We start from the raw sequence: 12,647 nt of genomic DNA, 5'->3' as shown, positions 1-12,647 counted from the left end.
CCCGCCCCGGGGGGGGGCCGGCCGGGGGGGGAGCCGGCGGGGGGGGGGCGGACCCCCCCCCCCCCCCGACGGTCAGCTCTGCTCGCCTGCCGCCCGGGTCCGGTCGGCGTCCGCGTCGGCCGTGCCGACCGGCACGCCGTCGCCGTCGCGGGCGGCGTCGGACAGGTCCACCTCCGCGCCGGCGCGGGCGGCGTCGGCGCGGGCGTCGTCGGCACCCACCACGGGACGGGTGTCGACATCGTCGACGTCGACCAGGTCACCACCGGCCGCGAGGCCGATCGGGGCGTAACGGGGGTCGGTCATGGTCTCCTCCTTCACCGGGCCTACCCTCCGCTACCCCCATCCACCCCCGTCGACACCTCCCGCCGCCCGGCGGCATGCTAACGGCCGGTCCGCACCCGCCGGGTGGGTTTCGCCGGATCGCCGGACCGGCGGGGCGGGCGTCACTACCTTCGTCAGCGTGAGAGTTCGGGGACGTACCGCCGCCGCCATCGCCGCCCTGCTGCTGTCGCCGGTCGTCGCACCCGCCGGTGCGGCGGACGCCGCCGGGGCGGTCACCACCGGCCCGTGCGCGCCGGTGCCGGCCGTGTCCCGGCCACCCCGACCGGTCCCGCCCCACACCGACCCCGCCGCCCGCGTGGTCGGCGGCCCCGCCCTGGCCACCACGGGGCAGGTCCGACCGGCCGGGACACCCCGGCCGCCCGCCGTGCCGGCCACCTCCTGGCTGGTCGCCGACCTGGACAGCGGCGACGTGCTCGGCGGCTGCGGCCCACACGAGTACGGCACCCCGGCCAGCGTGCAGAAGCTGCTGCTCGCCGCGACCGTGCTGCCGAAGCTCGACCCCCGCCAGACGGTCACCCTCACCCCCGGCGACCTCGACATCGAGCCGGGCAGCTCCGCCGTGGGCTTCGCCGAGGGCGGCCGGTACCGGATCGAGACCCTCTGGTTGGGCCTGCTGCTCAAGTCCGGCAACGAGGCGGCCAACGCGCTGGCCCGACTCGGCGGCGGCCCCGACGGGCTGCCCGGTGGGCTGCGGGCGATGAACGAGCACGCCCGGCAGCTCGGCGCGTTGCAGACCCACGCGGTGACCGCGTCCGGGCTGGACGGGCCGGGCCAGTTCACCAGCGCGTACGACCTGGCGCTGATCGCCCGTGCCTGCTTCTCCGACGCCACCTTCCGCCGCTACGACACCACCCGGGAGACGATGATCCCCGCCCAGCCGGCGCTCGGCGAGAAGGCGTTCCCGATCCAGAACGACAACCAGCTACTCGACCGCTACCCGGGGGCGCTGGGCGGCAAGACCGGCTACACGGACCTGGCCCGGCACACCTACGTCGGTGCCGCCGAGCGGGGCGGCCGGCGGCTGGTGGTCACCCTGCTCGGCGCGGAGGTGCTCGACAGGCGGGGCTGGGAACAGGGCGCGGCCCTGCTCGACTGGGGGTTCGGGGTGCCCCGGGGCGCGGCGGTCGGCCGGCTGGTCAACCCGGGCGAGCTGACCGCCGGCCCGTCCGCGTCGGCCACCGCCAACCCGCCCGCACTGGCCGCCGCCGGGGGACCGGGCCGGCTCGACCCGGACGGTCACCCCTGGTCGCGTCCGCTGCTCGCGGTCTCCCTGGCCGCCGTCGTGGCCGGGCTCGCCGGGCTGCTGCTCGCCCTGCGGCACCGACCCCACCATGGACGCCGACAACGGTGAGAGCCGGCGCGGACCACTCCCGGTGGCTGCCGCTGCGGTTGCTGGTCGCGGCGGCGGTGCTGGCGACGGCGGGCTGTGGCCGGCCGCCGCAGCCCGCGCCGGTGCCGAGCGCCGCCATGCCCACCCCGAGCGGGCCGCGCGCCCCCGCCGACGTGGTGCTGCTGTCCGAGGTCGACCCGAGCATCGTCGTCGACATCCGCTACGCCGGGCCGCACAACTTCGTCGGCCGCCCGGTGGACGGCTACGACGAGCCGCTGTGCCTGCTCACCCGGCCCGCCGCCGAGGCGTTGCGCCGGGTGCAGGACGCCGCCCGCGCCCAACGGCTGAGCCTGCGGGTGTACGACTGCTACCGGCCGCAGCGTGCCGCCGACGAGTTCGTCCGCTGGGCGAAGGACCCCGCAGCGCAGCAGACGAAGGCGGAGTTCTATCCCCGGGTGGCCAAGTCGAGGCTGTTCGCCGACGGCTACCTCGGTGCGCCCACCGCGCACAGCCGGGGCAGCACCCTCGACCTGACCCTGGAGCCCCGCCCGGCCCCGCCCCGCACCTCGTACGCCCCGGGCCAGCCGTTGGTGGCCTGCACCGACCCGGCCGACCGGCGGTTCGCCGACGGCACCCTCGACATGGGCACCGGATTCGACTGCTTCGACCCGCTCGCGCACACCGCCGACCCCCGGGTGACCGGTGCCGCCCGGACCAACCGGGGCCTGCTGGAACGCCTGATGACCGAGGAGGGCTTCGTCAACTACGACCGGGAGTGGTGGCACTACCGGTACGCCGACGAGCCCTACCCCGACACCTACTTCGACTTCCCGGTGGCCCGCGCGTCCCTGCCCCGCTGAGCGGTCCGGTCGCCGGCTCCGGGGTCGGGCCGCCCACCGCCGGTCGGGGTAACTGCGGTGGGTCGGCGGCGGCAGGCCGCTAGGCTGCCCGACGGCTCCCGGCCGCCCGCCCGGGGCGGTCCCGTCCCGTGAAGGACCCGACATGACCACCGAACGGATCGGCCCGCCGCTGCTCGCCGGGGAGCGGGAGACGCTGCGTGCCTTCCTCGACTTCCACCGGGCCACCCTCGCCATGAAGTGCGAGGGGCTGACCGACGAGGAACTGCGCCAGCGGGCCGTGCCGTCGTCGCAGCTGACCCTGCTCGGCCTGCTGCGGCACCTCGCCGAGGTGGAGCGCGCCTGGTTCCGGCGGGTGATCGACGCGCAGGACGTGCCGCTGCTCTGGTCGGACACCGGCGACTACCAGCAGGCGTACGACCCGAGCGGGTCCACCGGGGCGGAGGCGTTCGCGGCGTGGCAGCGGGAGGTGGAACACTCCCGGCGTATCGAGCGGGCGGCGGCCTCGCTCGACGTCACCGGTCACCAGGCGCGTTGGGGCGAGGACGTGTCGTTGCGCCTGGTGATGCTGCACATGATGCACGAGTACGCCCGCCACAACGGCCACGCCGACCTGCTGCGGGAGGCCGTCGACGGCAGCGTGGGCGTCTGACCCGGCCCGGCCCGGCCCGGCCCGGCTCAGCCGGCGGCCGGTCGGGTGCGCAGCGGCAGCCAGGCCAGCACGTCGCGGATCGTGGCGTCCCAGTACGGCCAGTCGTGGTCGCCGGGGGAGAAGTCCACGGTCACCGGCACGCCCCGGCCCCGGGCCGCCGCGACGAAACGCTCGTTGTCGTCGTAGAGGAAGTCCTCGGTGCCGCAGGCGACGTAGAGCGGGGGAGTGTCGGCCCCGGCCCGACCGACCAGCGCCACGGTGTCGTCGTCGGGACCGGCCGTCGGGGCGTCGCCCCAGACGGTGTGCCAGACGTCCGGGTCGAGCGGACGGTCGGGGGCGTGGCGGCGGTGGGCGACGTTGAGCGCCCCCGACAGGCTGGCCGCGGCGGCGAACCGCTCCGGCTGCCGCAGCGCCCACTTCACCGCCCCGTAGCCGCCCATCGACAGCCCGGCGACGAAGGTGTCCTCCCGGCGCTCGGAGAGCCGGAAGAACGACCGGCAGACCTGCGGCAGTTCGTCGGTGAGGAACGTCCAGTACCGGTTGCCGTGCGTCTCGTCGGTGTAGAAGCTGCGCCCGACCTGGGGCATCACCACGGCCAGGCCCAGCGGGGCCACGTAACGCTCGATCGCGGTCTGGCGGGTCCAGGCGGTGTCGTCGTCGCTGAGCCCGTGCAGCAGGTAGAGCACCGGCGGGCCCGCGTCGGCGGGCGTCGGCCGTGCCGGGTCGGGTTGCGGCAGGATCACCGTCATCGACGTGCTCATGCCCAGGGCCTCGGAGTCGAACTCGCACCGCATCAATGCCATGGCCGACCGTACCGCGTGCCGGCCCCGCCGGACACGACGTCGCCGCCGGCGGCCCTAGGCTGTCGCCATGCCCGCCGAGGACGCCGTGATCGACCTGGACGCGCACCGGAACGAACCCGTCGGGCCGACCACCGGCCGCGTCCGGCGTACCGCCCGGCCCGGGGCAGTCCTCGGCCTGGTGGCCGCCTTCGCGGCCGGCGTCGTGCTGGGCGGCTGGGGTGTCGACCGGTCGCGGGAGGCCCGTGCCCGGCAGGAGCGGGACGCGACGGTCGCGCTGGTGGCCGTCGCCACCGGAACGAGCGGAGGCGGCGTGAACTCCGGGGGCCGAGCCCGGATCGAAGGGTCGCTGGCCGTGGTCAACGCCGGGCCGTCCCCGATCACGGTACGGTCGGTGCAGGCGGAGAGCCCCACCACGGTCATCCGCGATCTCGGCCGGACCCGGCTGATCCGGGCCGGCGGCACCGGCTGGATCGACGTGGTGGTGCTGTTCCAGTGCGGGGAGCCGGCCACACCGGAGCCGCTGTCGGTGCGGTTCTCCGTGCAGACCGCCGACGGGCAGGTCAGGGAGGCCCGCTACCCGGTCGCCATCGTGGGCAGCGTCTGGCTCGACATGCTCCCCATGATCTGCGGGCCTCGATAGCCGGAACGTCAGCAGCGCGAACGTGGATATCCGTTTGCGGCGGTGCGGGCGTCCGCCTAGGTTCAACGGCAACGTCACACCGACCAACCGGGGAGCACACCGTGTCGCCGTACCTCAGCACCGAGACCACGCGGTTCCAGCCGCGCGGCGGCGTGCTGTTGCCAGCCGGCGAACGGACCCGGGGTTGTCGGTGGCGATCGGGGTGGCGGCGCGGATAGCGCCGGCGCGACCTGCGCAGCCGCCCACCCCACCAGGGGACCGGGCGGCTTTTTCGATCCCCGACACCCGCCGAGGGGTGTAGCTCAACGGGTAGAGCACCGGATTCCAAACCCGACGGTCGCAGGTTCGAATCCTGTCACCCCTGCTCCCACGAACGAGGAGAACGACCATGGCATTCACCCCGCTGCCGGGCACGAAGGCGCCGGTACGGGTCTGGACCGACCCGTACGGCATCGAGCCGCAGGCCGCGCAGCAGTTGCGCAACATCGGCGCGCTGCCCTGGGTGCAGGGCGTCGCCGTGATGCCGGACGTGCACTACGGCAAGGGCGCCACCGTCGGCTCGGTGATCGCGATGCGGCAGGCCGTCTCGCCGGCCGCCGTCGGGGTGGACATCGGCTGCGGGATGAGCGCGGTCCGCACCTCGCTCACCGCCGCCGACCTGCCCGACGACCTCGCGTCGCTGCGGTCGGCGATCGAGGCGGTGGTGCCGGTCGGTTTCGCCAAGCGGGACGACCCGGTCGACCCGCGTCGGGTGCGGGGCCTGGAGCAGCGCGGCTGGGACGACTTCTGGGCCCGGTTCGCCACCCTGGACCGCCGGGTGGCGCAGCTGGAGAGCCGGGCCCGGCACCAGCTCGGCACCCTCGGTGGGGGCAACCACTTCATCGAGGTCTGCGTCGAGCAGGACGGCCCGGACGCCGGGCAGGTCTGGTTGATGCTGCACTCCGGTTCCCGCAACATCGGCAAGGAGCTGGCCGAGCGGCACATCGGGGTGGCCCGTGCCCTGCCGCACAACACCGACCTGCCCGACCGGGACCTGGCGGTGTTCCTCGCCGGCACCCCGGAGATGGACGCCTACCGGCGGGACCTGTGGTGGGCGCAGGAGTACGCCCGGCGCAACCGGGCGGTCATGCTGGCCCTGCTCTGCGGCGTGGTGCGGGACGCCTTCCCGCAGGTCAGCTACGGGGAGCCGATCTCCTGCCACCACAACTACGTGGCGGAGGAGCACTACGACGGGGTGGACGTGCTGGTGACCCGCAAGGGGGCGATCCGGGCCGGCCGGGGGGACCTGGGCATCATCCCGGGGTCGATGGGCACCGGGTCGTACATCGTGCGGGGGCGGGGGAACCCGGACGCGTACTGCTCGGCGTCGCACGGGGCCGGGCGGCGGATGTCGCGGGCGCAGGCGAAGCGGACGTTCACCGTTGACGACCTGGCGGGGCAGACCGCCGGGGTGGAGTGCCGCAAGGACGCCGGGGTGGTCGACGAGATCCCCGGCGCGTACAAGGACATCACCGAGGTGATGGCGCAGCAGGACGACCTGGTCGAGGTGGTGGCCCACCTCAAGCAGGTGGTGTGTGTGAAGGGTTAGACCGGCCGACGCCCCCGGGCGTCGGCCGTGAGCCCCGGTGGCGCAGCGGACAGCGCGCCGGTCTACGAAACCGGAGAGCCCAGGTTCGAATCCTGGTCGGGGCGCTCTCCGCCCGGCTGCCGTGCGACCGCGCGGTGGCAGGGGGCGGAATAGTCTTCACGTCATGAGTGGTACGCACCAGGGCTCCCGGGGCCAGGCGAATCCCCTGCGTCAGCTTCGGCTGGACCAGCTGCGGCGACGGACGAGCGTCAAGTGGCGGGAGTACCCGGACGACGTGCTGCCGCTCTGGGTGGCGGAGATGGACGTGCCGCTCGCCGAGCCGGTCGCGCGGGCCATCACCGACGCCGTCGCGCTCGGGGACACCGGCTATTCTGCCGGCACGGCGTACCCGGAGGCACTGGCGGAGTTCGCCAGGCGTCGGTGGGGCTGGGACGGGCTGGCCGTGGAGCGGACCACGCTGGTGCCCGACGTGATGCACGGCGTGGTCGAGGCGTTGCGGCTGCTCACCGGGCCCGGTGACGCGGTGGTCGTCAACTGCCCGGTCTACCCGCCGTTCTACGGGTTCGTCGGGTACGCCGGCCGCCGGATCGTGGAGGCACCGCTCGGCGACGACCTGCGGATCGACCTCGACACCCTGGAAGAGGCGTTCCGGGTGGCCCGCTCCGGCGGACGACCGGCGGCGTACCTGCTCTGCAACCCGCACAACCCGACGGGCGTCCTGCACACCGCCGACGAGTTGACCGCCGTCGCCGCGCTGGCCGGGCGGTACGGGGTGCGGGTGGTCGCCGACGAGATCCACGCCCCGCTGGTCGGCGCGGGAGCGCGCTTCGTGCCGTACCTCTCGGTGCCCGGCGCGGAGCACGGCCTGTCGCTGATGTCCGCCTCCAAGGGGTGGAACCTGGCCGGTCTGCGGGGTGGGCTGCTCGTCGCCGGCCCGGCCGCCGCCGGGGACGTCGCCCGGGTTCCCTTCGAGGTCAGCGTCGGCACCAGCCACCTCGGGGTGATCGCGCACACCGCCGCGTTCCGGGACGGGGGTGACTGGCTCGACGCCCTGCTGGCCGGCCTGGACGACAACCGTCGGCTCCTCGCCGCGCTGCTCGCCGAGCACCTGCCGGCCGTCCGGTACCGACCCGGCCAGGCCACCTACCTCGCCTGGCTCGACTGTCGAGGGCTGGGCCTCGGCGACGACCCCGCCGCCGTCTTCCTCGACCGGGGCCGGGTGGCGCTCAACTCCGGTCTGGCCTTCGGCACCGGCGGCGTCGGTCACGTCCGGCTGAACCTCGCCACCTCCCCGGAGCTGCTCACCGAGGCGGTACGCCGGATGGCCACCGCCGTCACCTGAGCGCCGCGGCTGCGGGGACGCGTCGAAGACCCGCTGCCCCATCCCATACGGAGCCGTCTGGCGTCAATCCTCCACTCTGGAGTTCTGGCATACGGCCTGCGCCACTGCGAGGTGACCAGCAGGCGGGATATGCCGATCCCCATACGCAGTACAGGATCGAGTAGTCCCAATCCGGTGGCCGACACGTCCGCGAGCCGGCGACCCACTGCCGAAACGGCATCGGGAATCCCTACACCTGTACTGAAGTGGAGAGACGTATGCGTACACCATCGTTACTGCGGCGGGTCGCCGTTGCGGTGACCCTGTCCCTGACCCCCATTGCCGCAGTGGCCGGCACCGCGCAGCCGGCCGGCGCCGTCATCGGCGGAAACTCCGCCGGGTACCTGCGCGGTCAGGTGCAGATCTTCGTCAACGACTCCTACAAGTGCACCGGCACGCTCATCGCCAGCAACTGGGTCCTCACGGCCAAACACTGTTTCGACAGAACGGGCGGCAACGTCAACAACAGCCTTGTGGCCGCAGGCGAACGCGGGTTCGCCCGGGGCCACCTGATGGCGATCGCCGGAATCTACAAGGAGCCCTTCCAGGACGCGATGCTCCTCAACCTCTGGCAGGACGTCCCGAACTGGTCCCGCATCGCCGTGGGCTACTCGGCGGCATATCCCCCCATCAACTCCACCCCGTCGATCAGCGGTTGGGGAAGCACCACCCGCGGGAGTTACACCCAGCCCTCCACCCTGCAGATCTGCGGCATGCGGGTGACGGACTACGGCATTCACCACGACATCGTGGGGGCCGGCAACAGCGCCATGCGCCTGGAAAGCTATGGAAGCGGTGTGACGGCGAGCGGTGATTCCGGGGCGGGAATCTACTGGCTCGACAAAATCTACGGTATCCACATCGCGGACAACGAGTCGAACCTGGCCTACGGCCTGACGACCCACTTCATCGCCGGTTGGATCGAGGCCGTGAGCGGCGTCGGACCCAGCTGAGCGTCGGGGTGGCCGGTTCGGCCCCCGGACCGGCCACCTGGGGTCGTAACCTGGCTCGGTGCCGGGCACTGCCGGCCAGGGCCGCTCACCGGTCGTGCCCCGGCACCGGCACGGGGTGGGTGGCTTCGCCGCAGCGGGGACACCACCGGTCGGTCACGAGGGGCGAGGTCACGCCGCGTCGAGTTTGTAGCCGACCCCGCGTACGGTGCGCACCAGCCGGGAGGCGGCCGGGTCGTGGTCGACCTTGGCCCGTAGCCGCTGCACGGCCACGTCGACCAGGCGGGAGTCGCCGAGGTGGGAGTGCCGCCACACCCGGTCCAGCAGCGCCTCCCGGGTGAACACCTGACCGGGCCGGCGGGCCAGCTCGGTCAGCAGCCGGAACTCGGTGGCGGTGAGGGGCAGTTCCCGCCCGTCGCGGCGGGCCACGAAGCGGGCCGGGTCGACCTCCAGCGGCCCGACCGTCAGCACGGGTTCGGTGGGCACGGCGTACCCCCGCCGCAGCGCCGCCCGGACCCGGGCCACCAGTTCCGCCAGGTCGAACGGTTTACGCAGGCAGTCGTCGGCCCCGCACTCCAGGCCGACCACCACGTCGATGGGGTCGGTGCTGTCGGTGAGCAGCAGGATCGGCAGCTGGCTGCTGCGCCGGACCGCCCGACAGACCTCCAACCCGTCGAGGCCGGGCAGCAGCACGTCCAGGACGATCAGGTCGACCTGTTGGGCCCGCCAGGTGGCCAGCGCGGTCCGGCCGTCGGCGGCGGTGCTGACCCGGAACCCGGCCCGGCGCAGACCGAGGGCGGTGACCTCCCGAATGGAGGCATCGTCCTCGACCAGCAGCACCCGGCCGTCCATGGTGTTCCCAGGGTAGTCCCGGGGCGGTCGGTCCCGACCCGGCGCAACGGCCGGTGCCGGGAGCCGATCGACGTCGGCCCCCGGCCCGACCGGTGGTCACCGCCGCCGTCACTCCTGCCACTGGTGCGCCACGTCGAGCACGATCCGGCTGTGCGTGCCGGGGCCGGCGAGCAGCAGCACCCGGAACGGCAACTGCGCCCGGACGCCGACGGCGAAGGTGCTGTAGCCCTCGAAGGTGCCGCCGTAGACGACGTCGCGCAGGGTGCGGTAGCCGAGCACCGCCGCCACGTGGTCACCGGCCCGGTACGGGTAGCCCACGGCCGGCTCCCGCAACTGCACCCGCAGCACCGCCCCGCCCGCCGTGTACGGCGACATCGCCAACCCCTGCCCCTCGGTGAACACCTCGCCGTAGCCGACCGAGTAGCCGTCGGCGTTCCCGTCGAACTCGAAGACCAGCCGGTCGTAGCAGTCCTGCTGGCCGGTGCGGGTGGTCAGCAGCGGGGCGGGGTTCAGGTCGCCCCCGGTCTTCCCGGCGCTGCCCCAGGTGATCCCGCAGTAGGGTGCGGCGGTGACGCCGGCGCGGAGCCGGCCGGCGGCGGTCGCCGTACCGACGGTGGTGAGCAGCACGGCCAGCACGGCCGTGGCCGCCATCAGGGTCCTGGTGGAACGCATGGTGACCTCCCGGTCGACGGTGTCCGGCCACGGTGGCCGGTCGAAGTCGACGGTGCGCCACCTGTGCCACAGCGCCCGCACCGTGACGTAACAGCGGGGCAACAACCGCGACCCTCGTCGCCTCCTGCGCTCAGGCGCGGGTCAGGCCGATGGCGGCGGCCCGGCTCAAGCAGGTGGTCTGGGTGGGGAGGCTGCCCACGATCGTGACAGGCTCCCTGTCGCGACTGCTAGCCGAGGTCGTGTACCTCCAGCCCTCGCATGATCAGCATCTGCATCGAGCCGAACCCGTAGAGATCCGCGTCGGATGACAGGTTCGCCACCTCGCGGAGCACCGGTTCGACGTCGATGGCGCACTCGCGGGCTCGGTTGCACAGCCACCAGATCGTCATCAGCTCGTCGCGCGGATCGGCACCCTGATCCACAGCGGAGACATGGACAAGTCGTCGGCGGAACTCTCCGACCGAATTCCACACCACCGGTAGGTGGGCAGCCCAGCGGAAGGACGGGTAAGCCCGAAAGATGTCTCGGACCTCCTCACGGGCCGGCGCTCCGCCGGTCTCGTACGCGTCCAACAGCGCATCGAGCGCGGCGGACGCCTCGGCCGCCACCCCGGCTTCCTCCACCGGCGACTGCGCCTTCCGGATCTCGGCCAGCGCGTTCGGATCGCTGAGGTCGACCGGGCGCTTGGCGACGTACCGCAACAGATCGTCGATCACCGCGACATCCGCACGGACCGCGGCAAGACTCATGCCGTCATTGTGCTTGTCCCCCAGGAGATCGACCAGTTCAGGAGGACCATTGGGGCTCAGGGCCGGCGATGGGCGTAGTAGCCGCTTACCGGTCCGAACTCGTTGGCGGTTTGCTGGCTGATGGTCAGGTGCGCTTCCTGGACATCACTTCACGGCCGGTCCGGCCACGAGGTGCGCAGGTCAGGGGCGGGTCAGCCCGATGGTGTCGGCGAGGCGGGCGACGTCGGCCGGGGTGGGGCCCGCGCGGAGCACGGCGGTCAGGGCGGCGCGGGCGGCGGGGCGGCTGCGGGTCTCACCGGAGGCGGTGCGGTCGGCGGTGAGCAGGGCCCGCCCGGCGGCGTCGGGGTCGCCCAGGTCGAGGTGGCTGCGGGTGATGTCGATGAGGTGGGCGGCGCGGTGCTCGGCGGGGAGTTGCCGCCAGCCTTCCCGCCCGGTGGCCCGGCGGTGCAGGTCGACGGCCCGGTGGTGGTCGCCGAGGTGGGTGGCGGCCAGGGCGCGGGCGAGTGCGACGCTGGTCGGCCCGAACGTGATGCCGTCCGGGTCGGGCGGCTCGTCGGCGGTGGCGAGCGGGGCGGCACGTTCGGTCAGGTCGTGGGCGGTGGCGGCGTCGCCGTAGCTGGCGGCGGCGAGGGCGGCCTCGATCAGCAGCGCCCCGGTCAGGGCCAGCGCCGGCGGGTCGCCCTGCGCCGCCGCCGGGTCGAGCTGGCGTACGGCGGTGAGGGCGGCGGTCCTGGCCAGCCGGCCCCGCCGCAGCGCCCGGAGCACCTGCGCGAGGGTCACCGCCGCCCGGCCGATCCGCACCGGGTCGCCACGGGTGGCGGTCATCATGACCCGGTCGGCGGCCAGCCAGGCCAGGTGGGCGTCGCCGAGCTTGACCAGCGTCTGGGCGGTGAGCCGGTGCACCCGCACCAGCAGGTCGAGGACGGGCGGGTCCACCGGGCCGGTGTGGCCGGCGTGACGGCTGTCGGCGAGCAGGTCAGGCAGCATCCGCAGCACCTGGGGGTGCTGCCCGTTGCGGTACGCCGCCCAGGCGTATCCGGCCTGGTCGTCGAGTTGCCGCAGCAGGGGACCGGCCGGGACGGACGCCGGGGGGTCGTGCCGGGCCAGCGCCGCCCGGACCCGTTCCATGCCGGCACCGACGTCGGTGACCGGTGCCGGCGGGGTCCGCCCGGCGAGCAACAGTTGCGGCGCGACACCGAGCGCGCCGGCCACGGTGTCGATGACGGAGAGCCGATCGAGGGTACGCACCCCCCGTTCCACCTTGTCGACCCAGCTCTTGGACTTGCCGATCCGGTCGGCGAAGACCTGCTGGCTCATGCCCCGCCGGGCGCGTAGCTCGGCCATCCGGCGGCCGATCGCCGGCTCGTTTCCGGTTCGCTGCCGGCCGGGGCCGGTCACCGGTCGTGCCCCGGTACCGGCATGGTGTGGGTGGACCCGCCGCAGCGGGGACACCACCGGGACTTGACCCGGAACGCGAGCAGCCCGAGCAGGAAGCCCGGCACCAACCCCCCGAACAGGACCGACAGGACCTGGGAAATCACGAGCGCTCCCGCTCTCCGGCTCCGGCAACGAGGCTGTCTGCCGTGGTGTGGTGGTGGGACCAGGGGTTGACGACAGAGCCGTGCTGCATGGGGCCGCTCCTACGCGGGTCGATTCCGTGGTGAACTGTCGGCCGTCCGGCCGGATCGGGTGTCATCCGAGGCCATCCGGTCAGTCGCGCTCATCCTGGGCAGGTTCGGCAGGCCCAGGCGCTGTTAATCGCTGATGTACTGCTCGCGGTTGCCTGTCCAACCGGTGGGTCGTGGCTGGTCACCGCTCACCGTCCCCGGGA

At 73.7% G+C, this 12,647-nt stretch carries 14 protein-coding genes and 2 tRNA genes; 9 read left to right on the top strand and 7 right to left on the bottom strand.

Annotated features, from left to right (window positions below; translation table 11 throughout):
- Window positions 1-72: 72 nt before the first annotated feature.
- Window positions 73-303 (bottom strand): hypothetical protein, encoded by a 231-nt coding sequence (locus tag ACOJTC_RS13160; RefSeq protein WP_420117063.1) that lies wholly within the window; start codon window positions 301-303, stop codon window positions 73-75.
- Between the two features lie 157 nt (window positions 304-460).
- On the opposite strand from ACOJTC_RS13160, the gene ACOJTC_RS13155 reads away from it, so the two are divergent.
- The 3 genes from ACOJTC_RS13155 to ACOJTC_RS13145 all read left to right on the top strand — a co-directional run bounded on the left by ACOJTC_RS13155 (window position 461) and on the right by ACOJTC_RS13145 (window position 3,181).
- Window positions 461-1,693 carry a D-alanyl-D-alanine carboxypeptidase family protein gene (locus ACOJTC_RS13155; RefSeq protein WP_420117062.1) on the top strand — a complete coding sequence of 411 codons (1,233 nt, stop codon included), beginning with the start codon at window positions 461-463 and terminating at the stop codon, window positions 1,691-1,693.
- Window positions 1,690-2,532: a M15 family metallopeptidase gene (locus ACOJTC_RS13150; protein WP_420117061.1), complete on the top strand. Its 843-nt coding sequence runs from the start codon at window positions 1,690-1,692 to the stop codon at window positions 2,530-2,532. The genes ACOJTC_RS13155 and ACOJTC_RS13150 overlap by 4 nt, the downstream gene beginning before the upstream one ends.
- Window positions 2,533-2,674: 142 nt before the next feature.
- Window positions 2,675-3,181, top strand: coding sequence for a DinB family protein (locus ACOJTC_RS13145; protein ID WP_204928503.1), 507 nt, complete (start codon window positions 2,675-2,677; stop codon window positions 3,179-3,181).
- Window positions 3,182-3,207: 26 nt separating this feature from the next.
- Here ACOJTC_RS13145 and ACOJTC_RS13140 read toward each other — a convergent pair whose 3' ends face one another.
- Window positions 3,208-3,984, bottom strand: coding sequence for an alpha/beta hydrolase (locus ACOJTC_RS13140; protein WP_377686607.1), 777 nt, complete (start codon window positions 3,982-3,984; stop codon window positions 3,208-3,210).
- Between the two features lie 67 nt (window positions 3,985-4,051).
- On the opposite strand from ACOJTC_RS13140, the gene ACOJTC_RS13135 reads away from it, so the two are divergent.
- The 6 genes from ACOJTC_RS13135 (at window position 4,052) to ACOJTC_RS13110 (ending at window position 8,546) form a co-directional block, all read left to right on the top strand.
- Window positions 4,052-4,624, top strand: coding sequence for a hypothetical protein (locus ACOJTC_RS13135; RefSeq protein WP_420117060.1), 573 nt, complete (start codon window positions 4,052-4,054; stop codon window positions 4,622-4,624).
- Between the two features lie 291 nt (window positions 4,625-4,915).
- A tRNA-Trp gene (locus tag ACOJTC_RS13130) sits at window positions 4,916-4,988 on the top strand.
- Window positions 4,989-5,012: 24 nt separating this feature from the next.
- Window positions 5,013-6,212: an RtcB family protein gene (locus tag ACOJTC_RS13125; protein WP_357934661.1), complete on the top strand. Its 1,200-nt coding sequence runs from the start codon at window positions 5,013-5,015 to the stop codon at window positions 6,210-6,212.
- A gap of 31 nt (window positions 6,213-6,243) precedes the next feature.
- Window positions 6,244-6,316 (top strand) — tRNA-Arg (locus ACOJTC_RS13120).
- A gap of 59 nt (window positions 6,317-6,375) precedes the next feature.
- On the top strand, window positions 6,376-7,554 hold the full coding sequence (locus ACOJTC_RS13115) for a MalY/PatB family protein (RefSeq protein WP_420117059.1): 1,179 nt from the start codon (window positions 6,376-6,378) through the stop codon (window positions 7,552-7,554).
- A gap of 296 nt (window positions 7,555-7,850) precedes the next feature.
- Window positions 7,851-8,546, top strand: a complete 696-nt coding sequence (locus tag ACOJTC_RS13110) for a trypsin-like serine protease (protein ID WP_420117058.1) — start codon at window positions 7,851-7,853, stop codon at window positions 8,544-8,546.
- Window positions 8,547-8,714: 168 nt separating this feature from the next.
- Here ACOJTC_RS13110 and ACOJTC_RS13105 read toward each other — a convergent pair whose 3' ends face one another.
- The 5 genes from ACOJTC_RS13105 to ACOJTC_RS13085 all read right to left on the bottom strand — a co-directional run bounded on the left by ACOJTC_RS13105 (window position 8,715) and on the right by ACOJTC_RS13085 (window position 12,357).
- On the bottom strand, window positions 8,715-9,395 hold the full coding sequence (locus tag ACOJTC_RS13105; RefSeq protein ID WP_208570657.1) for a response regulator transcription factor: 681 nt from the start codon (window positions 9,393-9,395) through the stop codon (window positions 8,715-8,717).
- Window positions 9,396-9,503: 108 nt separating this feature from the next.
- Complete coding sequence (locus tag ACOJTC_RS13100) at window positions 9,504-10,172, bottom strand: AMIN-like domain-containing (lipo)protein (protein WP_420117057.1); 669 nt, start codon at window positions 10,170-10,172, stop codon at window positions 9,504-9,506.
- Between the two features lie 122 nt (window positions 10,173-10,294).
- Window positions 10,295-10,816 carry a hypothetical protein gene (locus tag ACOJTC_RS13095; protein ID WP_420117056.1) on the bottom strand — a complete coding sequence of 174 codons (522 nt, stop codon included), beginning with the start codon at window positions 10,814-10,816 and terminating at the stop codon, window positions 10,295-10,297.
- A gap of 180 nt (window positions 10,817-10,996) precedes the next feature.
- Window positions 10,997-12,160 carry a helix-turn-helix domain-containing protein gene (locus tag ACOJTC_RS13090; protein ID WP_420117055.1) on the bottom strand — a complete coding sequence of 388 codons (1,164 nt, stop codon included), beginning with the start codon at window positions 12,158-12,160 and terminating at the stop codon, window positions 10,997-10,999.
- A gap of 50 nt (window positions 12,161-12,210) precedes the next feature.
- Window positions 12,211-12,357: a hypothetical protein gene (locus ACOJTC_RS13085; protein WP_169733102.1), complete on the bottom strand. Its 147-nt coding sequence runs from the start codon at window positions 12,355-12,357 to the stop codon at window positions 12,211-12,213.
- Window positions 12,358-12,647 lie beyond the last annotated feature (290 nt).

The organism is Micromonospora sp. (genome assembly GCF_048594385.1).
Classification (GTDB): domain Bacteria; phylum Actinomycetota; class Actinomycetes; order Mycobacteriales; family Micromonosporaceae; genus Micromonospora; species Micromonospora wenchangensis.
The sequence above is the reverse complement of the archived record's forward strand: the minus strand, read 5'-3'. Positions and strand labels throughout refer to the sequence as shown.